The 23,194-nt window shown below is 60.8% G+C and carries 19 protein-coding genes and 1 riboswitch; of the genes, 5 read left to right on the top strand and 14 right to left on the bottom strand.

Annotated elements, in window-relative coordinates:
• Positions 1-243: 243 nt before the first annotated feature.
• On the top strand, positions 244-2,502 hold the full coding sequence (locus tag K328_RS0114045) for a CHASE2 domain-containing protein (protein WP_084608313.1): 2,259 nt from the start codon (positions 244-246) through the stop codon (positions 2,500-2,502).
• Between the two features lie 197 nt (positions 2,503-2,699).
• On the opposite strand, the gene K328_RS0114040 is transcribed toward K328_RS0114045, so the two are convergent.
• The 6 genes from K328_RS0114040 to K328_RS0114015 form a co-directional block, all read right to left on the bottom strand.
• The gene (locus K328_RS0114040) at positions 2,700-4,097 is read right to left on the bottom strand and encodes an NAD(P)(+) transhydrogenase (Re/Si-specific) subunit beta (RefSeq protein ID WP_028466516.1); all 1,398 of its coding nucleotides are present in this window, start codon (positions 4,095-4,097) and stop codon (positions 2,700-2,702) included.
• 16 nt (positions 4,098-4,113) lie between these two features.
• Positions 4,114-4,530: an NAD(P) transhydrogenase subunit alpha part 2 gene (locus K328_RS0114035; protein ID WP_028466515.1), complete on the bottom strand. Its 417-nt coding sequence runs from the start codon at positions 4,528-4,530 to the stop codon at positions 4,114-4,116.
• A gap of 2 nt (positions 4,531-4,532) precedes the next feature.
• Positions 4,533-5,873, bottom strand: coding sequence for a Re/Si-specific NAD(P)(+) transhydrogenase subunit alpha (locus tag K328_RS0114030; RefSeq protein WP_028466514.1), 1,341 nt, complete (start codon positions 5,871-5,873; stop codon positions 4,533-4,535).
• A gap of 93 nt (positions 5,874-5,966) precedes the next feature.
• Complete coding sequence (locus K328_RS0114025; RefSeq protein WP_028466513.1) at positions 5,967-6,641, bottom strand: hypothetical protein; 675 nt, start codon at positions 6,639-6,641, stop codon at positions 5,967-5,969.
• Complete coding sequence (dtd, locus tag K328_RS0114020) at positions 6,638-7,081, bottom strand: D-aminoacyl-tRNA deacylase (RefSeq protein ID WP_028466512.1); 444 nt, start codon at positions 7,079-7,081, stop codon at positions 6,638-6,640. Before dtd ends, K328_RS0114025 begins: the two co-directional genes overlap by 4 nt.
• A gap of 78 nt (positions 7,082-7,159) precedes the next feature.
• A complete protein-coding gene (locus K328_RS0114015; RefSeq protein ID WP_028466511.1) occupies positions 7,160-7,669 on the bottom strand; it encodes an Lrp/AsnC family transcriptional regulator in 510 nt (169 codons plus the stop codon).
• A gap of 152 nt (positions 7,670-7,821) precedes the next feature.
• Between K328_RS0114015 and K328_RS0114010 the strand changes: the two genes are divergently transcribed.
• Positions 7,822-8,802 carry a mitochondrial fission ELM1 family protein gene (locus K328_RS0114010; protein ID WP_028466510.1) on the top strand — a complete coding sequence of 327 codons (981 nt, stop codon included), beginning with the start codon at positions 7,822-7,824 and terminating at the stop codon, positions 8,800-8,802.
• A 19-nt stretch (positions 8,803-8,821) separates the two neighbouring features.
• Here K328_RS0114010 and K328_RS0114005 read toward each other — a convergent pair whose 3' ends face one another.
• From K328_RS0114005 to K328_RS27085, 5 genes are all read right to left on the bottom strand, one after another.
• Entirely contained in the window at positions 8,822-9,298 is a 477-nt protein-coding gene (locus K328_RS0114005; RefSeq protein ID WP_028466509.1) for a GNAT family N-acetyltransferase, read from the bottom strand.
• Positions 9,295-9,822, bottom strand: a complete 528-nt coding sequence (locus K328_RS0114000) for a PAS domain-containing protein (protein ID WP_028466508.1) — start codon at positions 9,820-9,822, stop codon at positions 9,295-9,297. Before K328_RS0114000 ends, K328_RS0114005 begins: the two co-directional genes overlap by 4 nt.
• Positions 9,823-9,908: 86 nt before the next feature.
• Complete coding sequence (locus K328_RS0113995) at positions 9,909-10,439, bottom strand: PAS domain-containing protein (protein WP_028466507.1); 531 nt, start codon at positions 10,437-10,439, stop codon at positions 9,909-9,911.
• A 94-nt stretch (positions 10,440-10,533) separates the two neighbouring features.
• Positions 10,534-11,742: an O-succinylhomoserine sulfhydrylase gene (gene metZ, locus K328_RS0113990; RefSeq protein WP_051284912.1), complete on the bottom strand. Its 1,209-nt coding sequence runs from the start codon at positions 11,740-11,742 to the stop codon at positions 10,534-10,536.
• 151 nt (positions 11,743-11,893) lie between these two features.
• A riboswitch (SAM riboswitch) is annotated at positions 11,894-11,971 on the bottom strand.
• Between the two features lie 59 nt (positions 11,972-12,030).
• Positions 12,031-12,165 carry a hypothetical protein gene (locus tag K328_RS27085; protein ID WP_281169435.1) on the bottom strand — a complete coding sequence of 45 codons (135 nt, stop codon included), beginning with the start codon at positions 12,163-12,165 and terminating at the stop codon, positions 12,031-12,033.
• Between the two features lie 104 nt (positions 12,166-12,269).
• On the opposite strand from K328_RS27085, the gene K328_RS0113980 reads away from it, so the two are divergent.
• A complete protein-coding gene (locus tag K328_RS0113980; RefSeq protein ID WP_051284911.1) occupies positions 12,270-15,323 on the top strand; it encodes a cytochrome P460 family protein in 3,054 nt (1,017 codons plus the stop codon).
• 74 nt (positions 15,324-15,397) lie between these two features.
• On the opposite strand, the gene greA is transcribed toward K328_RS0113980, so the two are convergent.
• The 3 genes from greA to carA all read right to left on the bottom strand — a co-directional run bounded on the left by greA (position 15,398) and on the right by carA (position 20,453).
• Positions 15,398-15,871: a transcription elongation factor GreA gene (gene greA, locus K328_RS0113975; protein WP_028466504.1), complete on the bottom strand. Its 474-nt coding sequence runs from the start codon at positions 15,869-15,871 to the stop codon at positions 15,398-15,400.
• Positions 15,872-15,969: 98 nt separating this feature from the next.
• The gene (carB, locus tag K328_RS0113970) at positions 15,970-19,227 is read right to left on the bottom strand and encodes a carbamoyl-phosphate synthase large subunit (RefSeq protein WP_028466503.1); all 3,258 of its coding nucleotides are present in this window, start codon (positions 19,225-19,227) and stop codon (positions 15,970-15,972) included.
• An 8-nt stretch (positions 19,228-19,235) separates the two neighbouring features.
• Positions 19,236-20,453 carry a glutamine-hydrolyzing carbamoyl-phosphate synthase small subunit gene (gene carA, locus K328_RS0113965; protein WP_028466502.1) on the bottom strand — a complete coding sequence of 406 codons (1,218 nt, stop codon included), beginning with the start codon at positions 20,451-20,453 and terminating at the stop codon, positions 19,236-19,238.
• 302 nt (positions 20,454-20,755) lie between these two features.
• On the opposite strand from carA, the gene K328_RS0113960 reads away from it, so the two are divergent.
• Complete coding sequence (locus K328_RS0113960; protein WP_028466501.1) at positions 20,756-21,211, top strand: GatB/YqeY domain-containing protein; 456 nt, start codon at positions 20,756-20,758, stop codon at positions 21,209-21,211.
• 110 nt (positions 21,212-21,321) lie between these two features.
• Positions 21,322-23,172, top strand: coding sequence for a DNA primase (gene dnaG / locus K328_RS0113955; RefSeq protein WP_028466500.1), 1,851 nt, complete (start codon positions 21,322-21,324; stop codon positions 23,170-23,172).
• Positions 23,173-23,194: the final 22 nt, after the last annotated feature.

Here is a 23,194-nt window from a genome sequence, read left to right as displayed (position 1 = left end):
GGCAATTCCGGTAACAACGGGAATGGCAATTCCGGTAACAACGGGAATGGCAATTCCGGTAACAACGGGAACGGTAATTCCGGTAACAGCGGGAATGGCAATTCCGGTAACAGCGGGAATGGTAATTCCGGTAACAGCGGGAATGGCAACGGCAAGAACAATTAGGTCGGCCGATGGGCTGTTTTACGAACCACTTGGATGGCGCGGGCCGTGCTTGAGCCGGGATAAATAGGGACGGTTTCAATGTGGGCTCTGGGGCGACTACGCGGCAAGACCTTGATGTTGCTGTGTGCGGTGCCTCTGGTGCTGATTCTCCTTGCCCATCTCAACTGGCTCGAACCGCTGAACCGCCGGATACTGGAGCTCAAGTTTCGCTGGCTGACAACGCCGGCCAGTGGTGAGATTACGGTTGTCGAGATTGACGCCAGTACAATCGACGCAATCGGCACCTGGCCGTTTCCGCGGCGCAACTTTGCCGACCTGATTCAGCGGCTGGACAAGGCCGGTGCACGCAGTATCGCAATGGATATCGATTTTAGCGCCTATTCCACGGAAAGCGACGATTGGGCGTTGCGCGCTGCCATTGAAGGCAGCTCGGCGCAGATCATCCTGCCGACCTTTGTTCAGCAGGGAGGACGGTCGCTCGACGGCCAGCAATTGATCGAGCGGTCGGCCACCCAGTTTGAAAGGGTCGGCAGCAGTTTCGGGTCCGTTAATGTCGAGCCGGAAGGCGATTCCAGGATCTGGCGTTACGCTACATTCAGCCAGAACGGCAACGGCAGGCGCCCTTCAATGGCCGCGCTACTGGCCGAGGGCCAGCTGCCCATGGACAGGTTCACGATTGATTTCGGGATCGATTACAGCAGTATTCCATTTGTTTCGATGCGGAAGATCATCGATGGGGAATTCGATCCGAGTCTGATCGCCGGCAAGCGTATTGTAGTCGGTGCGACCGCCATTGAGCTTGGCGACAAATTTCCCGTGCCGCGATACGGATTCCTGCCGGGAGTTTATGTTCAGGTTCTCGCCGCGGAGAGTCTCCTGCAAGGGCGCGCCCTGCAGACAAGCAGCCCGGTAACGCTCTGGATCGGGATGCTGTTCCTGCTTCCAGTCGGGATGCTGATCCTTGGCAGGTCTTGGCGCGGAGCGGTGATCGCGACGGCCGCGGCAGGAGGAGGAATCCTTGTCGCCTGCTTCATATTGCAGGCAGTCTCTCCTGTGATCCTGCAGATTACAGCCTGGCTTTGCGTGCTTGCCGGGTGGTGGTCTCTCAGGCTTCTGAAAACGTTGCATGAGCAAGGGCTCCGGCTTTTCCGCCAACGACTTTCGAGCGTCTATATGCGCGAGCTCATGCGGCGGGTCGTCGATGACAGCTTCGACGGTATTCTCATGACAGACAGCCGGGGCTTTATTGAGAGATGTAACGGCACAGCCGAGATACTCTTGGGGGTTCAAGCAAGACAGGTTCTCGGCAAGAACCTGTCATCGGTCTTCCCGGAGAAAATTTACGAGCAGATCCGCCCGCACCTGGAGGGTCAAGGCGGCGGGGAGCGGTTCGAGCTGACAATTCCGCTTCAGGATGACCGTGCGACTGAGATCGAGATGACGGTTGGTGTCATCCAGCTCGCCATGAGCAAAAGTCCGTTCGAGCGCCGGACCACCGGGCGTCAGGTTCATGTGCTGACGTTTCGCGATATCTCTGACCGCAAGAAGGCCGAGGATGAAAAAACGGAAGCCTTGCTTGAGGCGCAACGGGCCAACGAGATGAAATCCCATTTCCTCGCCAGCGTCAGTCATGAGTTGCGTACACCACTCAATGCGATCCTCGGTTTTTCCGAAGTCATGAGCACTCAGGCCTTGGGGAGCATGGGCAACGAGCGATACCTCGACTATGCGGAGAGCATCAATCACAGCGGGCAGTTTCTGCTGGAACTCATCGATTCGATTCTCGATGTGTCCCGCCTGGAAAGTGGCGAGGGCCGGCCTAACCTGGAAAACTTCGAGATCGAGAATCTTCTGGAAGAGTGCCGGGAGGTTATGCTTGGTCTGAGTGCGCGCTCCCCTCGGGCCTGGGACTTCCAGGTCGATCGCGACGTGGCGGTATTCTGGGCCGACCAACGTCTGCTGCGGCAGGTTTTTATTAACCTGCTTACGAACGCTTTCAAATTCACAGACGAGCAGGGGCGGATTCAGGTCATCATCCGCAGAGCTGACGATAATCACGTGATCATAGAAGTCGCGGACAACGGATGCGGGATTCCAAAGGGAGACCAGGAGCTAATATTTGAGCCATTCCGGCAGGCGTCTTCCGCGTATGTCCGTCAGGCAGAAGGGGCTGGCCTCGGCCTCTATATCGTCCAGCGGATCGTCGCCGCACATGGTGGTGAAATCGGGGTCGAAAGTGAACCGGATACCGGCGCGACTTTCCGCATCCGGTTCGCTCCAGATACCGCCAGCCCGCAGCCACGGGAGCTCAACGTTGAAACCCCGGAGGTTTTGTAAAATCTCATCGCGGTGATCGCTTCCTATAGTCACGATCAAACATACGTTGCTCGGTGGGGGCGTCAGGCGCTGGCGACGGCCTGGGCGTTGGATTACGACGTTTTTTCGGAAGGTTGTCGGGGCATCAAGGCCGAGCGACGGAAAGTAAAAAGGAGCGCCGAAGCGCTCCTTTTTCGATCAGGTTTTTCCGTCCTGCGTCAGTCGAGCGCCTGGACGATTTCCTCGCACATCTTCTTCGCGTCTGAGAACAGCATCATCGTGTTATCGCGGAAGAAGAGCTCGTTCTCGACCCCGGCATAGCCCGATGACATGCCCCGTTTGACGAACAGCACCGTCTTGGCGTTCTCCACGTCGAGGATCGGCATGCCGTAGATCGGGCTGGCCGGATCGGTTTTCGCCGCCGGGTTGGTGACGTCGTTCGCGCCGATCACGAAGGCGACGTCGGTCTGGGCGAAATCGCGGTTGATCTCTTCCAGCTCCAGCACGTCTTCATAGGGCACGTTGGCTTCCGCCAGCAGCACGTTCATGTGCCCTGGCATGCGGCCCGCCACAGGGTGGATGGCGTAACGCACTTTCACGCCTTTACCCTTCAGGATGTCGCCCAGTTCCCGCAAGGCATGCTGGGCCTGTGCGACCGCCATGCCGTAGCCTGGCACGATGACGACGGAGGAGGCGTTCTCCATGATGAAGGCCGCATCGTCGGCGCTGCCGGACTTCACCGACTTGTCGCCGCCGGGGCCGCCCATCGCCGCCGCCGCATCGCTCTCGCCGCCGAAGCCGCCGAGGATGACGCTGAAGAAGGAGCGGTTCATGCCCTTGCACATGATGTAGCTGAGGATCGCGCCGGAGGAGCCGACAAGCGCCCCCGTGATGATCAGCAGCGAGTTGCCGAGGGTGAAGCCGATGCCGCAGGCGGCCCAGCCGGAATAGGAGTTCAGCATCGAGATCACGACGGGCATGTCGGCGCCGCCGATCGGGATGATGATCAGGATGCCCAGCACCAGAGCGAGCACGAAGACGGCCCAGAAGGCGGCCGGGCTCTGGTCGATACACAGCCAGACAACCAGCGCGACCATCAGCAGGCCGAGTGCCGCGTTCAGCGGATGCTGGCCGGAGAAGGTGACCGGTGCGCCGGAAAGGATGCCCTGCAGCTTGCCGAAGGCGATGATCGATCCGGTGAAGGTTACCGCGCCGATGGCGAGACCAACGGCCATTTCCACCAGCGAGCCGACGGCGATGTTACCGGGCGTGCCGATACCGTAAGCCTCGGGCCTGAAGAACGCGGCCGCTGCAACGAAACAGGCAGCGAGGCCGACCAGGCTGTGGAAGGCCGCAACGAGCTGCGGCAGGGCCGTCATCTCGATCTTGCGGGCGATGAAGGCACCAATGGAGCCGCCGATGACGATACCGGCGAGGATGGTGCCGTAGCTCATCACTTCCGGCATGGCGATGGTGGTGAGGATGGCAATCACCATACCTGCGATGCCGAACATGTTGCCCTGTCGGGCACTGTCCGGAGAGCTGAGGCCCTTCAGCGCCATGATGAAGCAGATGCTGGAGATCAGATAAAGGACGGCGGAGAGATTCTCGGTCATGTCTATATCCCCCGCCTCAGCGCTTTTTCTTGAACATGGAAAGCATGCGCTGCGTGACGATGAAGCCGCCGAAGATATTCACCGACGCCAGCACCACGGCACAGAAGCCCATGATCTGGGAAAAGTTCGTTTCCGCCGGACCGGCGGCGATCAGGGCGCCGACGATGATCACGGAGGAGATTGCGTTGGTCACGCCCATCAGCGGCGAATGCAGCGCCGGTGTGACCCGCCAGACGACGTAGTAGCCGACGAAGCAGGCCAGGATGAAGACCGTGAAAAGCGAGATGAAGCTGTAGGGGCCGGAATGGGCGGCCTCTGTTACTTGGCTGGCGACTCCGCCCGCATCCGTCGCGAATTGCGCCATCTCACCCGCCAGGCTCGCGGCCTGCTCGGCGAGGGCTTTCGCCTTCTGTTCAATCTGGGTGGCATCCATGATCAGGCATCCCCCTCTTTATCGGAACCGGCCGCGGGCGCTGCCGCCGAAGTTGCCGTCGCGGCTTTCGGTTTGGCGGGCGCCTTGGCGGTTTTCGCTGCTGGTTTAGAGGCTGTTTTCGACGCTGCCGGCTTGCGGGCCGCGCGAGGTTTCGCAGCAGGTTTTGCCGCAGTTTTTCCCGCCGCAACCGCCTGAACGGCCGGGTGCACGACCTTACCGTCCTGGGTGATCAGAGAGCCTTTCACGATCTCGTCCTCGAGATTGATCTTCAGGCTCTTGGCTTCCGCATCATAGAGCGGTGTCAGGAAGTTCAGCACGTTCTTGGCATAAAGCGCGCTGGCATCGACGGCGATCCGGCTCGGCACATTGGCATGGCCGACAATGGCGACGCCGTGCTTGCGGACCACTTTGCCGTATTCGGAGAGCGGACAGTTGCCGCCCTGCTCGACAGCAAGGTCGACGATCACCGAGCCCGGCTTCATCGTCTTCACCATATCCTCGGTGATGAGGACCGGCGCCGGGCGTCCAGGGATCAGTGCCGTGCAAATGACGACATCCTGCTTCTTCAAGGTCTCCGCGATCAGCTCTGCCTGCTTCTTCTTGTAGGCATCGCTCATTTCCTTTGCGTAACCGCCGGCGGTTTCCGCTTCCTTGAACTCCTCGTCCTCGACCGCGACGAAGGTGCCGCCGAGGCTTTCGACCTGTTCCTTGGAGGCGGGGCGCACGTCAGTCGCCGAGACAACGGCGCCAAGGCGCTTGGCGGTGGCGATGGCCTGCAGGCCGGCAACCCCGGCGCCCATGACGAGCACCCGGGCCGGCGGCACGGTGCCGGCGGCGGTCATCATCATCGGGAAGGCGCGGCCGAACTCGTTGCAGGCATCCAGCACGGATTTGTAGCCGGCGAGATTTGCCTGACTGGAGAGCACGTCCATGCTCTGCGCCCGGGTGATCCGAGGGACCATTTCCAGCGCGAATGTCGTGATCTTCTTGGCCGCGAGCGCATCGATCAGCGCCCGGTCCTTATAAGGCTCCATCAGCGAGATCAGCGTCGCGCCGTTTTTCATCAGGGCGATTTCGTCCGCTTCGTTTGCAACCTCGGCACCGGAGCCAATGGGCTTGCGGACCTTGAGTACGACATCCGCGCTGCCGAGCGCGTCCTTTGCGGTCTTGACGATCTTCGCGCCCGCAGCCTCAAGAGCCGCGTCCGTGAAGGCCGCGCTGAGACCCGCACCGGTTTCGATGGCAACCTCGAAGCCCATGGCGACGTATTTTTTAACTGTATCCGGCGATGCGGCGACGCGCGCCTCGTATGGTCGCCTTTCTTTAGCGATGCCGATTTTCATTCGCGTTTCTCCTGTACGTTCTGCGATCGTTCTCTCGCAGGGCCGACGAAGGCCGAGAGTGCCGCGCTGCAGCAACCATGGCAAGACCCGGTCTTATCGGATGGTGGATTGTCGCCGGTTTACTTCGACCGTGGCGCGATCCGCCGCGCGCCGGTCCGCCAGTGCGCGGAAGGCCTTCTTGCACTGTGTATCCAATAGGATAAGGCCCTGCGCCTGGGTCAGGCGGCTCTGGCATTCCTGTTTCAGGCGGTCCTCGATGGCATCCCAGGCTGCGGCGATCCACCGCGCTTCCGCTGCGTAGTACTGGTCTCGTTCCGCGACAGTGTCGAAGCTGTTTCGCTGCAACCGGATGCGGACCCATGCCGGAAAGTCTCCGGTCGCGGAGCTTTTTTCGCGCTTTGGATAGGGGGCGAACGCGAGATCGATGGCTCCCGGCTGTGTCATTCGCTCGGCCAGACGCATGCTTTTGTTGACGTGCATGGCTTTACGCTGCCGCACAAGGCCGTCCCCGAAGCAGTCTACGACGGGATTGTCTCCATATTTGTAGAGCGGGACGAGGCGCGGCGTGGTGACGGTCAGGGGCGGGCTCTTGCCGCCGGTCACAATGCAGCGCTGACCTGTCGGCACGGTATCGACCAGGGTGAGTGGCAAGGCATCGTCACGCAGAGGGTTCGCCGGGAATGAGCCGCTCGGCGGTGGCGGGTCGGCGCAGGCCGCTGCGAGAAAAAGTGTGACCGCAAGACCGGCCATGGCTCGGGCGTTTATCATGCGGTGCTATCCAGCCAGATCGTGACCGGTCCATCATTGATCAGGGAAACCTTCATGTCTGCCCCAAACCGACCCGTTTCGACCGGCAGGCCCGCTGATTTCAGACATGAGCCGAAATGCTCGACGAGGGAGTTCGCCAGATCCGGCGCGGCGGCGCCGATGAAGCTCGGCCGGTTGCCCTTGCGGGTGTCAGCAGCAAGGGTGAACTGCGAGACGACCAGCACGCTACCGTCGATATCGGCAACGGAGCGGTTCATCTTCCCGGCGTCATCCTCGAAAATTCGGAGCTTCGTGGTCTTGCCGGCAAGCCGTTCTGCTTCGGCCTGCCCATCGCCCTCGACGGCGCACACCAGCGCCAGAAGTCCGGGGCCGATCTCACCGACAATGACACCGTCGATCCTGACGGCGGCTTCACTCACTCTCTGCAACAGCACGCGCATTCCGGATGCTCCCCTGCATGCGGGCGAAAGTGAAACGGGCCGATCCTGAAAGAAGCGGATGAATAAGGCCGGCTGTACTCACTCTTCGACGTCGTCATCCTCGTCGTCCTCGACGTCGACCTCGACCGGCACGCCGGGCAATTGCTTGCGGGTGCGGAAGGAGAGGGCGGTTTTCACGTGCGAGACGTTCGGTGCCGGGGTGAGGCGGGTGGTCAGGAATTTCTGGAAGGTGTCCCAATCCTTGGCGACCACCTTCAGCAGGAAGTCGGTCTCCCCGGACAGCATGTGGCACTCGCGTACCTCTGGCCAATCCTCGACCATCTCCTCGAAGGCGACAAGATCGTCCTCGGCCTGGCTGTTGAGGCCGACAAAGGCGAAGATCGTGACCTTGTAGCCGAGTGCTTCCGGGTTGACGTCCGCATGGTAGCCGCGGATGAAGCCGGCTTCTTCGAGCGCGCGCACGCGCCGCAGGCAGGGCGGCGCCGATATCCCGGCGCGGTTGGCCAGGTCCACGTTGGTCATGCGCCCATTGTCCTGCAGGTCGCGAAGGATGCGTCGGTCGATACGGTCAAGCTTGACGCGCCGCATGGCGGATGACTCCTGTTTCGATTGATTGACCGGCAGCGGAAGGTTTCCCTTGCCGGATATTGCAGTGCAGAATAAAGCAGGTGGGATCGTTCGCGCAAGATTATTACATCTCCTTGTCATATTCGTGCGTAAATATTGTGATGGAGCACCCTATGAGTCTGCCGGCGGATGTGTCGGCCTGGGTCGTCAGCGACGGAACCCGGGGCATGGAGGTGCAGTCGATTGCTCTCGCACGGGCTCTCGGCCTTGAGCCCGTGATCAAACGCATCCGCCCTTCCCCGCTGCTGCGCGCCTTTCCGGCGTTGGGGAGCTGGCGGATGATTCCGTCGAGCGCTGGGGGCGACCCGCTCACGCCGCCCTGGCCGGACCTCGTCATCGGATGCGGCCGCCGCAACGCGGGTGCGGTACTTTCAGTCAAGGCAAGGTCTGGCGGCCATAGCTTTGCTGTGCAGATCCAGGATCCGCGAATCGATCCGGAGTTGTTCGACGCGCTGATCGTTCCGGAACACGATCCGGCGCGGGGCGATAATGTGATCGTGACCACGGCTTCCCTGAACAGCCTCGCGACCCTCGATCTGCGGGCCGAGGCGAAACGCTTCAGCCATATGGTCCAGCCGTTGCCGGGGCCGCGCGTGCTTGTCGCGGTCGGCGGTGCCACCCGTCGGCAAAAGGTCGAGGATGCGCTGGTGGACCGGTTTGTCGGTAACCTTGTGCGGCTGATCGACAGCGGCTGCGGCTTGATGATCACCGCCTCCCGGCGGACGCCGGAGCGGCTGGTCCAGGCGCTTTCCGCTCTCGGGCAGAATGAGGCAGCCGCCTGCTTCTGGAACGGGGAGGGGGAGAACCCCTATCTCGGTTTCATCGGCGCGGCTGACGCCATTGTGGTTACATCCGACTCGGTGAACATGGTCTCCGAAGCCTGTTCATCGGGCAAAGGCGTCTATGTCGCCGATCTGTTGGTGCCGACAGGCCGGATTGCCGCCTTCCATCAAAATCTGCGGGCTCGAAAACTGACACGGCCGTTCGACGGGCATGTTGAGCCGTTTCTGTATGAGCCGCTGAACGATGCCGTGAGCGCAGCGGAGGCGTTGTGTCCGATGCTGGAGCGTCATTTGGAACGGAGCCACCGCTAATGACGTGTGTGATTGCGGCTCAGTCGAGCCTGTAAGACGCAATCACCTTGCCGTTCTTGTTTCCCGTCTCGATAAAACCGAGCGCGCGATAGAAGGCTTGGGCGTCCGCGTTCTCTTCCCGGATGACTGCGCGGATCGTTCGGAAATCCAGGCGCCTGAGGTGCTCCTGCATTTCCCTGAAGAGGTTTCTGCCGACACCCCGGCGGGACGCTTTCAGGTCCACGAACGTGCTGATATCGCACTGCATCGGACGATCGGGGGCAGGCAGGCAATCCTGGACGCCAAGCAGAGCGTCCGTCGCATCCTCTATCGCTGCCAGATAGACGGAACGGTTTGGAAGAGACCGGATGAAGCTCTCCTGATCCGGAACTGTCATGTTTTCGGTCATGGCGGTGAGCCCGCCATCCGCGATAATCGGGTTTATCAGGTCTGCTATGGCACCCGCGTCCGAGATATGGACCCGCCGCACCCGGCCGGTGGTTCTGGTCGTTGTCATGCTTTCATTTCACTGGGGCGGGGCACGGCGATGCCGAGGAGCTGGTCGACATTTTCCCGGTCGCTTGCCAGAGGAAACAGCCCGCGCCAGATATTGATTTGTTCGATCCTGTCGTGAGGAATGGCGCCGGCCCAGAAGGTCGGGGTTTTCTCCTCTACGGTCCTGTCGAAACTGTCGAGCATGAACCGGCGGTCGTTTTTCTCGAATACCTTGGACGCAAGTCGCCGCGTGGGATCGCGCCCGACAAGAGAGACATTGCCGGTTCCGTTCAATCTGTAGCAATAGTCGAGTGTGCCGTCCGGCGCCCTTATGACATCCATCAGGAATAGCCACGGAAGAACATCCCGCGGGACGTTCTCCGGCTTGAAATCGGTGCGGGCGGGAAGGGCCGGCTCTACTGACAGTCCACGCCAGAACCGGTAGGCGGTCCTTGTGAGCGAATCCTCGGGTACTTCGTCCAGCGTGATGCGCTTGAGGAAGAGAAATGCAGATCTTTTAATCGCAGACTGATCGGGATGGCCCATGCGTGCCTTCCTGATTGCTTTCCGGATCTCGGTGGGTCGTTAATCCAATAATAGTGCAAATTATTGATAAATCTACTTTTGAGATGCTATTTCATATCGCCCGATAGGCGGCGCGGCTCGCCGATACCGAGGATCATATTCACCGTTTTCCGGTCACTCGCCAGCGGGAAAATCCCACGCCAGACGGCGACAGTCTCGTAGCGTGCATGCGGGACACCGGCCTTCCAGAAGGTCGGTGTCGCCTGATTCACTGTCAGGTCGAGGCTTTCGTTGAGGTATCTGAGCTCCGGCGTCGAAAAATATTCTGTGTTCAGATGGCCGGTCGGGTCAAAGCCGATCATCGCAACGGTGCTTGTTCCCATCAGCTTGCAGCGGTAGTCGAGGGTGCCATCCTCGTTGCGTACCACCTCATGCAGGAAGACCCAGGGCATGATCTTGCGGGGCACGTCTGTTGCGTCGAAGTCGCTCCGGGCCGGCAGGGACGGCTCCGGTGCCAGAGCCCGCCAGAATGCATAGGCAGTTTTGATCAGTGAGGCCTCGGGCAGATCCTCAAGGCCAATCCGCTCCGCGAACAGAAAATCTGTTTTACTGAAAGGTTGCCGTCCCCATTGGGCCATTGTGTGCCCCTGATTTGCATCGCTTTTCGCGCATTTTATGCAATTAGTAGAGCAATTCCTTCTCAAATCCAGTTTTTCGTTAGTCTCCGAGGCGTTAGAGCTTGCCGAGTGCCCTTGTGAAATCCGCAAGCAGATCGTCCTTGCTTTCGATCCCGGCGGAGATCCGCACCAGGCCCTGACCGATGCCAAGTGCCTGACGGTCGGCCTCTTCCATCGCCCGGTGCGTGGTCGTGTAGGGATGGGTGATCAGGCTCTTGGTGTCCCCGAGATTGTTCGAGATATCGACGATCTTGAGGCCGTTCAGCAGCTTGAAGGCCGCGTCCTTTCCGCCCTTGACGTCGAAGGAGACGAGAGTTCCGAAACCGCTCATCTGCTTCGCCGCCAGCGCATGCTGTGGGTGGGAGGCGAGTCCGGGATAGATCACTCGCGAGATGGCGGCATGGCTTTCCAGGAAATCGGCGATGGCCAGCGCATTCTCGGACTGGCGGCGGACCCGGAGGTCGAGGGTCTCAAGGCCTTTCAGCAGGACCCAGGCATTGAACGGGCTGAGACAGCCGCCGGTATGGCGCATGAAAGGTTCAAGATAGTCCTTGCGGAACTCGTTCGAGCAGAGCACGGCCCCGCCGAGGGTGCGGCCCTGGCCGTCGATATGCTTGGTGCCGGAATAGACCGAGATATCGGCGCCGAGGCGGATCGGCTGCTGCAGGATCGGGGTCGAGAAGACGTTATCGACGACGACGCGTGCACCGGCCTGCTTGGCGATGGCGACGACGGCCGGAATGTCGATGATCTCCAGGGTCGGGTTGGAGGGGGTCTCGAAGAAGAAAACCTTGGTGTTCGATTTGACCGCGCTTTGCCACTGGGCGATGTCGGTGCCGTCGATCAGTGTCGCCTCGATGCCGAACTTCGGGAAGATCTTGGTCACGATGTGATGACAGGAGCCGAACAGGGCGCGGGCGGCGACCACATGATCGCCTGTCTTGAGCTGGCAGATCAGGGCTGCCCAGACGGCCGCCATGCCGCTGGCGGTGGCGAAACATGTCTCGGCGTCTTCCAGCAGGGCCATCCGGTCCTCGAACATCTGGACCGTCGGGTTGCCGTAGCGGGAATAGACGAAGCCGTCTTCCTCGCCGTTGAAGCGAGCCTCGGCCGATTCCGGGCTGTCATAGACATAGCCCGAGCTCAGGAACAACGCTTCGGAAGTCTCGCCGAATTCCGACCGGTTGGTGCCGCCACGTACGAGGCGGGTTTCCAGGTTCCAGTCTGCGGCTTCGGTGAAGGCGGGGTTGATCTTGTCAGTCATGGTCGTCTGCTCCTTGGTCTCCGTTCGGGCCCACGGGAGCATTTCCCCGTGGCGCTTTAGCACTTGGTGACGCGGATGCAAGCTGCCCTCAAATCCCGCGGGTCCGATTGGCTGGACCAAGCCTGAAACAAAAAATCCGTCGCGGCGGCGCCGGACGGATCGAAATCCCTCTTTAGCCGCATTTTTAAAGCGCCCGCAATCTGAGTCTCAAATCGGCGCTGAACTCTGAAATAGACGAGGGCGGCCCGGCCTGTCAAGCGCGGTGCCGCCCCCCGTGGCTTCAGGATATCAGGTCCGGCTGGTGATCAGCTTGTAGCTGGCAAAGCAGAAAAAGCAGTCGAGGGCGCTGTCGATCCAGCGCCGGGCCTTGCCATCGGCAGTGACCATCGGCGCTACAGGTTGATCCGCCGAGCAGGTTTTCACAGTTCTGAAACGGTCCCGTCTCTGGGTAGAGACGGGATTATGTTATTCTACTTTAAAAGGTTGTTTCAGAACGTGCCACAGAGCACGCGGACATGGAGAGAATAATGTCTGGTTTTCGCCGGTTGCGGACTTTTTTTGCCTCCGGGGCGCTGTTCTTCGGGCTTGGTGGCGGCATTGCTGCAGCCGTCTGCCCCGAAGAGCAGAGTGTTCCGGTTTTGCCACATGATCTTGAGCTCTGCCGGAAACTGGATCCCGTCGTGCGGGATCCTTCCGCGCTGCCGCTGCGGGAATACGAATTGAAGCTGCAGGAATATTTCGTGAATTTCTGCCATCGAGACAAGACGTCCGGCTGGGTGCGGGACAAATTTGTCCGCGACACCGGGCCCGAGACAGCGCATCTGACGGGCGGTGAATGGATCGGCACCTATCACGGCACGCATGCGCCGGTGGTGATCTGGTACTCGCCGGAAATGTTCGATTGGATCAAGGACAACCGGACCCCGGCGGACGAGGATTCGGGCACGGACAAGGCGCCCGTTCCGGACGGTGCGATCATGGTGAAGGAGATGTACTCCTCCCCGGCATCGGTCTGTTCTGCGGTGGAGCCGGAGAAGCTGATCCCGAACATCCACGGCGCCGCGATCATGGTGCGTGATTCCAAGAAAAGTCATGACGGCTGGTTCTGGGGCTGGTTTGGCTGGAAGGGCTGGGCTCCGGACTATCCGGCGAACCAGTCCTCAAACCTGATGGTCAACATGGGGTTCGCGCAATACTGCATGAACTGCCATGCCTCCGCCCGGGACAACATGACCTTCTCCTCGCAGAAGAATATCGAGGGGGAGCCGGGGCATCCGCTGGTGTTCCTCAATCAGGACGAGGACCCGACGCCGGACACTGCCTCGAACCATCCGGTCGTCACATTGCCGACCGATCAGGTCCGGCGGCTGGGACAGCCGCTCTATGCCTACAATCCCGCATTCACAGAGGCCTTCCAGTGGAACGGGCCCGGGCCGGCACCGGACTATGCGACTGTCCCGAAGATGCCGTCGGAGACCTATGACGAAACCTTTGTTGCCGCCGGTGGCCCGACGATCCATGACGAATATCTGACCTCCAGCCAGTGTCTTGGCTGCCACGATGCGGGCAGCACGGGCTTGCAGTTCGATATGACGGAGCCCGTGTCGCCGGATTATGGTGACGGCTCGGATGCCGCGGCCGGAAAGATGTGGAACCATTCTCCCTATGGCTCCTGGCGGACATCCCCGATGGGGTTGGCCGGGCGCGATCCGATCTTCTTCGCCCAGCTCGCGAGCGAGACCCAGACCTTCCATAAAGCCGACGCCAAGCTGGTCGAGAACACCTGCCTCGGCTGTCACGGCATTCTGGGGCAGCGTCAGTACGGCATCGATGTCAGTACCGGCAAGATCAAGCCGATCGCCACCATGCCGAAGGGTGAGGACCTGGCTGGCTGCGGAGCCTTCACCCGCGAAGTGGTCGAGGCGACGCCGTGGCCATCCGAAAAAGCCAAGAACGAGCATGTCGAATATGCCGATTACGGGGCTTTGGCCCGGGACGGTATTTCCTGCACCTCCTGTCATCGCATGGTGCTCGGCGAAAACATCTCCAACGAGGTGAAGGAACGACCCGAGAACAAATGCGTGGTCGAGCGGCAGGCCTTTCTCAATCCTGATGTAAGCGGGTTTGCCAAGACCTTCACCGGCTCGTTCCTGGTCGGTGGTCCGGAGACGATCTTCGGGCCGTTCGAGGACCCAAAGACCGCTCCCATGCTGGACTCTCTCGGCAACAAGCCGGCGCATAACACAACGCTTGCCATGTCGGAGACCTGCGGCACCTGTCACACGGTCCACCTGCCGGTGATGCATGAGGGCAAGACCGTCGGTCATGTCTATGAGCAGCTGACCTATCCGGAATGGGCCTTCAGTGCCTATCGCACAGGAACCTCACCGGACGGCCCATTGCCTGAAGGTGCGGGCTCCATCTCAAAGAGCTGCCAGGACTGCCACATGCCGTCGAAGACGGCGGACGGGAAGCCGGTGAAGTCGCGGATCGCGAGCATCCAGGAATTCTCCAATTTCCCGCAGGCCGAGTTCAATCGCGGCCCGGATGAAATCGATCTGCCGGTGCGCGAGGGCTTTGCCGAACATACGCTGGTCGGGCTCAACGTCTTCCTCACCGGTATGGCGCAGCAGTTCCCGGAGGTGCTTGGCATCAGGACCCAGGACCCGATGATGGGCAAGAAGGGCATGGACCCGCTGATCTATACCGAGCAGAAGATGCTGGATCAGGCGGCGAAGGCAACGGCCGATCTTGCCGTCACCAACGTCGCTGTCGATCCTGACAAAGCAGTCCTCAAGGCGGACGTTTCCATCACCAATCATGTCGGGCACAAGTTCCCGTCCGGGGTTGGCTTCCGGCGGGCTTTCGTGACCTTCGATGTCATGGACCGGCTGGGCAATGTGATCTGGTCCTCCGGCAAGACCGATGGTGCAGGCAGGATTCTTGATCCAGCCGGAGATCCTCTGCCGGGCGAGATGTGGTGGGAGGACGATTGCTCTGCCCGGATCGAGCCGGAAAAACGTCTGCATCAGCCGCACCATCAGGTCATCACGCGGCAGGATCAGGTGCAGATCTATCAGGAACTGGTCAGCACGCCGAAGCCGGGTTCCAGCAACCCGCAATGCGGTCACGACGCAAAGCCGGAAGGCCAGCTGACCACCTCGTTTCTGTCGATCTGCGCGGAGGTGAAGGATAACAGGCTGTTGCCGACCGGCTACCTCCCGCTCGACCAGCGCAAGGCGATCGCGGCGGCATTGGGAGCCGGGGCAGATATGGCTGAGGATGCCGGGTCTCTCGGTGTCGCGGATGATCCGGATTACAAGACCGGCGGCGGTGACACGCTGAGTTATGCCGTGCCGCTGGGTGACCTTACCGGCACGCCGGTATCGGTCCGGGCCCGGCTGTCCTATCAGGCCACTCCGCCCTTTTACCTGCAGGACCGGTTCTGCACGGCCAAGGGCAAGGATCGCGACCGGCTTTATTTCCTCGGCGGGAATCTCAATCTGGCGGGTACGCAGGCCGAGAATTGGAAGTTCACCATCGCCGATACGGGGTCGATCACCGTGCCGGCGGGTCACTAATGGAACCCTGAACGAAGAAGAGCCCGGCGAACCGGGCTCTTCTCTTTTATTCTGTGCTCGGCAAGGCGCCGGAATTACATCACGGCGATGCTGAGAATTTCGTAGCTTTTCGAGCCGCGTGGCGTCGCCACCTCGGCACTGTCTCCGACCCGTTTTCCGATCAGCGCGCGTGCGATCGGGGACGAGGTCGAGATAAAGCCCTTCGAAATGTCGGTCTCGTAGGGGCCGACAATGGTGAAGGTCTGCTCTTCGTCCGTATCCTCATCCGCGACCTTGATAATGGTCCCGAAGGTTACAGTTTCGCCGCCGAGTTTGGCGGTGTCGATAACGTCGGCGCGGCTGGTCGCGTCCTCGAGCTCGAGAATGCGGCCTTCGATGAAGCTCTGGCGTTCGCGTGCGGAATGATACTCGGCATTCTCTGAAAGATCGCCGTGTTCGCGTGCTTCCGAAATGGCCTTGATGATCTCGTAGCGCTCCACAGTCTTAAGCTGCTTCAGCTCGGCCTTGAGGCGATCAAAACCTTGCGCCGTCATCGGGACTTTTTCCATTAAACCGACCTCGGTTACTTACTCAAAAAGCTTACAAAAAAGGCGACCCGCTCTTCCGAGGAAGAGTCACCGATGGCGCCCGGTCCTACCGCCGGCCGTCAAAACGATCCGCTTAGATAGGATTGCAACGGTGCCACTTCAAGGCGACCGGCCCGCATCGCTTTCATTGCCTGAACAGCGGCCCGGGCACCTTCGACCGTCGTATAGTATGGAATATTGTGGGTCAGCGCAGTCTGACGCAAGCTGAAACTGTCCGAGATCGCCTGGGCCCCGCCGGTGGTGTTGAAGACCAAATCAACGTGTCCGGAGAGCATGTTGTCGACGATATGCGGCCGGCCCTCGAGCACTTTCTTGGTCCGGTCGACACGCAAGCCGGCCTCTTTCAGGACATTCGCCGTGCCTTCGGTAGCCAGCAGCTGATAGCCCATTTCCGCAAGATCGATAGAGAGTTTGACGATCTCCGTCTTATCTTCGTCACGCACGGACACGAACACCGTGCCGGATGTCGGCAGATGCGTGCTCGCAGCCATCTGGCTCTTGGCGAAGGCGCGGCCGAAATCCTTGTCTATGCCCATGACTTCGCCGGTCGATTTCATTTCCGGGCCGAGAATGACATCGACGCCGGGGAACCGGTTGAACGGGAAGACGGCTTCCTTCACCGCGACATGGTCCGGCATTTTCGTCGGCAGCGGGAAGTCGGCCAGTTTCTCGCCGGCCATGATGCGGCTGGCGATCTTGGCAATCGGCACACCGGTCGCCTTGGCGACGAACGGCACGGTCCGACTGGCGCGCGGGTTCACCTCCAGGATGAAGACCGCACCGTCCTTGACCGCGAACTGGGTGTTCATCAGGCCGACCACCTTCAGGCCTTCGGCCAGCAGGGTCGCCTGACGGCGGATCTCCTGGATCACGGTTTCGGGCAGGCTTTGCGGCGGCAGGGAGCAGGCGCTGTCGCCGGAATGAATCCCAGCTTCCTCGATATGCTCCATGATGCCAGCGATATAGACCTGTTTGCCATCGGAGAGGCAATCCACGTCTACCTCGACGGCGCTGCGAAGGAAGCTGTCAACCAGCACCGGGTTTTTGCCCGATACGACGACGGCCTTTTCCATATAACGGCGGAGCTGCGACGGCTCATGCACAATCTCCATGCCGCGGCCACCCAGTACGTAGGACGGGCGGATGACAACTGGATAGCCGACCTCGCGGGCAATGGCCTCTGCCTGCTCGACGGTAAAGGCGGTGCCGTTTGCTGGCTGACGCAGGCCGAGATCGTTCAGCAGCGCCTGGAAGCGTTTCCGGTCCTCGGCGAGATCGATAGCGTCCGGCGATGTGCCGAGGATCGGAATTCCGGCATCTTCAAGTGCCTGGGAGAGCTTCAGAGGGGTTTGCCCGCCGAGCTGCACGATGACGCCCTTCACGGTGCCGTTGGACTGTTCCTTGCGGACCAGCTCAATCACGTCTTCGGCGGTCAGCGGCTCGAAATAGAGCCGGTCGGAAGTGTCGTAGTCGGTCGAGACGGTTTCCGGGTTGCAGTTGACCATGATGGTCTCGTACCCAGCCTCGGACAACGCGTAGGCGGCATGGACGCAGCAATAGTCGAACTCGATGCCCTGGCCGATCCGGTTTGGTCCGCCGCCGAGGATGACAATTTTCTCGGCATCTGTCGGCTCGGACTCGCATTCCGGCGGCTCAAAGCCGTTGCTCTCGTAGCAGGAGTACATGTAGGGCGTGGGCGACGGGAATTCGCCGGCGCAGGTATCGATCCGCTTGTAGACCGGACGGATATTCAGTGCGTGCCGGGCCGCCGTCACGTCGGCCTCTTCTGTGCCTGTCAGCTCGCCGAGCCGGGCGTCGGAGAAGCCCATTTGCTTCAGCCGGGCGAAATCCTTCGCATGGGTCGGCAGACCGGCTTCGCGAACCTCGGCCTCGACGGCCACGATTTCTTCGATATGACGCAGGAACCATGGATCGAAGTGACTGGCATTCTGGATTTCCTGCAGCGAGAGACCTGCCCGGAAGGCCTGGGCCACGCGCAGCAGCCGGTCCGGCGTCTGTTCGCTGAGCGCCGCAAGGACCCGCTGTTGATCAACGCCGTCGCTGCCGACACCCGGCATATCAACTTCATTGAGGCCGGTCAGGCCGGTTTCCATGGAGCGCAGGGCCTTCTGCAGGCTCTCCGGGAAACTGCGACCGATGGACATGGCCTCGCCGACGGATTTCATCGCCGTGCTCAGCAGCGGCACCGCGTTCGGGAATTTCTCGAAGGTGAAGCGCGGGATCTTGGTAACGACATAATCGATGGTCGGCTCGAAGCTCGCGGGGGTCGCGCCGCCGGTGATGTCGTTGCTGAGTTCGTCCAGCAGATAACCGACGGCCAGTTTTGCCGCGATCTTGGCGATCGGGAAGCCGGTTGCCTTGGAGGCGAGGGCGGAGGAACGGGAGACGCGCGGGTTCATCTCGATGACGATGAGCCGGCCGTTCTCCGGATTGACCGCGAACTGGACGTTGGAGCCACCGGTCTCGACACCGATCTCACGCAATACCGCGAGGGAGGCATCGCGCATCCGCTGATATTCCTTGTCGGTCAGCGTCAGTGCCGGGGCGACGGTGATGCTGTCGCCGGTATGGACGCCCATTGGATCGACGTTCTCGATGGAGCAGATGATGATGCAATTGTCCGCCTTGTCGCGGACAACTTCCATCTCGTACTCCTTCCAGCCGAGCACGCTTTCCTCGACCAGCACGGAGCTGACCGGAGAGGCGCGCAGGCCGTTGCGAATGATCTGCTCGTATTCCTCGACATTGTAGGCGACACCGCCGCCTTCGCCGCCAAGGGTAAAGGACGGGCGCATGATGGCCGGCAGGCCGACATGGGATAGCGCATCCATCGCTTCCTCGACCGTGTGGACGAGGCTTGAGCGCGGGGAATCGAGGCCGATCTTGTCCATTGCGTCACGGAACAGAAGCCGGTCTTCCGCCTTCTCGATGGCTTCCAGCTTGGCGCCGATCAGCTCGACACCGTACTTGTCCAACGTGCCGTCCTTGGACAGCGCGATCGCGGTGTTCAGCGCGGTCTGTCCACCCATGGTCGGGAGCAGCGCGTCCGGGCGCTCTTTCTCGATCACGCGGGCCACCATCTCGGGCGTGATCGGCTCGATATAGGTCGCGTCGGCAAGGCCTGGATCGGTCATGATCGTGGCCGGGTTCGAGTTTACCAGGATGACCCGGTAGCCTTCTTCCTTCAGAGCCTTGCAGGCCTGTGCGCCGGAATAGTCGAACTCGCAAGCCTGACCGATGATGATCGGGCCGGCCCCAATGATCATGATGGACTGGATATCTGTACGTTTGGGCATGGCGCCGCTCAGCTTTCCTTGTCGATCAGATCGACAAACCGTTGGAAGAGGTAATGGCTGTCCCGCGGCCCCGGGGAGGCCTCGGGATGGTACTGCACGGAGAAGACCGGGCGGCCCGTCAGACGGATACCCTCGATCGAACCGTCGAACAGCGAGCGGTGGGTGATTTCCACACCGTCCGGCAGGCTGCCTTCGCTGATGACGAAGCCGTGGTTCTGCGAGGTGATTTCCACTTTACCGGTCGTCAGGTCTTTCACCGGATGGTTCGCGCCGCGATGGCCCTGATGCATCTTTTCGGTCTTGGCACCCAGCGACAGGGCCAGCATCTGGTGGCCGAGGCAGATGCCGAAGACCGGCTTGCCACTATCCACCAGCTTGCTGATTTCCGCGACCGCATACGCACCGGTCGCCGCCGGGTCGCCCGGGCCGTTGGCGAGAAAGATACCGTCCGGCTCATGCGCCAGGATTTCCTCGGCCTTGGCATCCGCCGGAACGACGGTGACCTTGCAGCCGAGGCTGGCGAGATTGCGCAGGATGTTCCGCTTGGCGCCAAAATCCACCGCCACGACATGACGCTTGATCTCTGGCTCGGCCTCGAAACTGTCTTCGCCGTTGATGCCGTTGCGGGCGAACTCCCAAGTGCCTTCGCGCCACTGATAGGTCTGCCGGCAGGAAACCTGGATCGCCAGGTCCATGCCTTCCAGACCCGGCCAGTCCTGCGTCTTCTGCCAGAGCGCATCGAGATCGAACACACCGTCCGGGGCATGCACGAGGCAGCCGGTCGGGGCGCCGCCGTCACGGATGCGCCGGGTCAGGCGTCGCGTGTCGATGCCGCTGATGCCCGGCAGATCGAAACTTTTCAGCCAGTCGTCGAAATGCCGTTCGGCACGATAGTTCGAGGGCTCGGTCAGATCGGCGCGCAGCACCAGGCCGAGGGCGGCCGGAGTGGTTGTCTCGACGTCCATTGAATTGGCGCCGACATTGCCGATATGCGGGAAAGTGAAGGTGATGATCTGACCGGCGTAGGACGGATCGGTCATGATCTCCTGGTAGCCGGTCAGCGAGGTATTGAAACAGACTTCGCCGACGCGGGTTGTGGCGGCGCCCAATCCTCGGCCCCAGAACAGGGTGCCATCCGCCAGCATCAGAACGGCGGTGGCGCCATCCGGCTTGGTGACGGAGGAGAAGTCGGGTCTAGCGTTATCGGCGGTCGCAGGCTGCGCCATTACGAATATCCCTCGTGAATCGCTGCGGTTCCGGCACACGTGAACCGCGGAGGATCTCATGGGATTTCCGCTTGCTCGACATTTAAATGTCAATTCAGGCCAGGCCGGGCGCTTCGGTGGCGCTTTGATAAAGAATGCCGGGCAATAGGTCAAGGGTCTTCTTTTGTGTATAATTCAATAAATTCAATTAGTTAGGAATTGTGCCTTGCGTTTTGCGCCGCGATGTCGATGGTGTAGGCGAATTCGCGAGCCGGTCTTTTCAGAAACCCGCCGCGAATAAGGCTAGGGGTAGTTTGGAAAAAATGTTGCGCGCCGCATTCAGTGACGCCTTGAAAGAGGCTTTGAAATCCAAGGAACAGTGTGCTGTCAGCACCATCCGGTTGATTTTGGCTGCTTTGAAAGACCGCGATATCGCCGGCCGTACAAGCGGTCAGCCAGACGGCATTGGCGACGATGAAATCCTTGCCATGCTGCAGACCATGCTGAAGCAGCGGACCGAGTCCATCCGGATGTATGAAGAAGGTGGTCGGCTGGAGCTTGCCGAGCAGGAAAAGGCCGAGATGGAAGTCATCCGCCGTTTCATGCCGCAGCAGTTGAGCGACGACGAGATTACCGAAGCTGTCGAATCCGTTGTGCAGGAAATCGGCGCGAAAGAGCTCAAGGATATGGGGCGCACCATGGCTGCCCTGAAAGAGCGATACGCGGGCCGGATGGATTTCTCCAAGGCCAGCGGCCTCGTCCGGCAAAAGCTCGCCTAGCCTGATATTTTCCTGAGAAACCTCGATCCGGGATTGTTTTTGACCGGAACGCCTCCGAGGTTCACTATTCCTGACCCGCTCCGCGAGGGCAGAACAATGTGCTGTGTGCGATGAGCTTTCCGCCGCAATTCCTTGATGAATTGAGGACCCGACTGCCGGTCTCCGAGGTCGTCGGCAGACGTGTGACCTTGCAGCGGCGCGGGCGCGAGTTCATTGGACTCTGCCCTTTTCATACCGACAGCAAGCCGTCGATGAATGTCGTCGATGACAAGAACTTCTATCACTGCTTCGCCTGTGGGGCGCATGGCGACATCATCAAGTTTGTCATGGAAAACGAAGGCATGGCCTTTCCCGAAGCGGTCGAGAAGCTGGCGGAAATGGCCGGCCTCGAAGTGCCCAAGGAAACCCCTGCCGAGCGGGAAAGGTCGAAGCAGCGTAACACCCTGCACGAAGTCCTTGAGCATGCCTGTAATTGGTTCGAGCAGAAATTGGCCGGGCCAGGCGGTGCGGAAGCACTCGACTATCTGCGAGGGCGTGGCTTGTCGCCCAAGACCATCGGACATTTCCGCCTTGGCTGGGCCCCGGACAGCCGTACGGCGATGACCCAGTCGATGAAGGCTGAGGGCATTGACGAGGCCTTGCTGGTCGAGGCCGGATTGCTGCGCAAGCCGGAAGGCGGCGGCGATGCCTATGATTATTTCCGTGGCCGGGTGATGTTTCCGATCACCGACCGGCGCGGCCGGGTCATCGCCTTCGGTGGGCGCATCCTGGGGGACGGGCAGCCGAAATATCTGAACTCGCCAGATACGCCGGTCTTCCACAAGGGGCGCGTACTCTATGGTCTCGCGCAGGCGCGCGAGGCGGCCCGCAAATCGGAAGAGATCATTGTTGCCGAAGGCTATATGGACGTGATCGCGCTATCGCAGGGCGGCTTCCCGCAAGCCGTTGCGCCGCTTGGCACGGCCTTGACCGAGGATCAGATCGCCGAGCTCTGGAAGCTGGCGAACGAGCCGGTCGTCTGTTTCGACGGGGATACCGCCGGCATGCGCGCCGCCGCCCGCGCCGCCGACCGGGCGTTGCCTATGCTGAAGCCGGGTCACTCGCTGCGCTTCGTCACATTGCCCCAGGGACAGGACCCTGACGACCTGATCAGCAAGCACGGCTCCAAGACGATGCGGGATGTGCTGGATGCGGCGGTGCCACTGTCTGATTTCATCTGGCGCCAGGAGTTGACCGCCCAGCCGGTGACTACGCCGGAGCGGATTGCCGATTTTCAGACCCGGATGCGGGCCCGTATCAAGGAAATCGGTGAGCGCACGGTTCAGGAAAGCTATGCTGACATGATCGAGAACCGGATCCGCGAGATGCGGCGTGCGGGTCGGGAGAACAGTAATTTTAAGCGCGGCGATAAACGCGGATACAAACCGTCCAATCAGAATACGACTTTTATCCAGGGGAACCGCTCGAATATTCCGGCGGTGATGGCGAACCGGCAGCAGCAAATCGTGCTCGCAGCCCTGATCAATCACCCGGGCCTGATTGACGAACTTGGCGAGACTGTGGGCGCGCTTTCCTTCGCCGATCCCTTCCTTGACAAGCTGCGGCAGCAGATCATAGAGATTGCGCTCGCCGATTCGGGTCTTGACACTGACGGGTTAATCTCCCATTTGACGCGGTTGGGGTTGTCGGATGCCTGCAACGGGCTTCTTGGTGGGGAGACATTGGGCCACGCGGCTTTCGCGCGGCGTAGCGCGACGCTTGTTCAGGCACGCGCGGGACTGACTGAATTATTGGCTCGCATCGGAAAGCCTCAGCTTGAGGCACAGCTGGCCGATGCCGAACGGGCCGTGGCGGAAGAATTTAGCGAGGCGAGTTGGAACCGATTGGCGTCCCTAAGATCGGCGCTGGCTTCCCTGAATTCCAGCTCCGCACTCGAAGAGACCGACATGGGTCGGTCATAAGATAACGGCGGGTCGCCCCCGG

Origin of the sequence: Nisaea denitrificans DSM 18348, from assembly GCF_000426505.1 — a bacterium.
Taxonomy (GTDB): Bacteria; Pseudomonadota; Alphaproteobacteria; order Thalassobaculales; family Thalassobaculaceae; genus Nisaea; species Nisaea denitrificans.
Note: the sequence above shows the minus strand (reverse complement) of the source record. Positions and strands in the feature narration are given on the sequence as shown.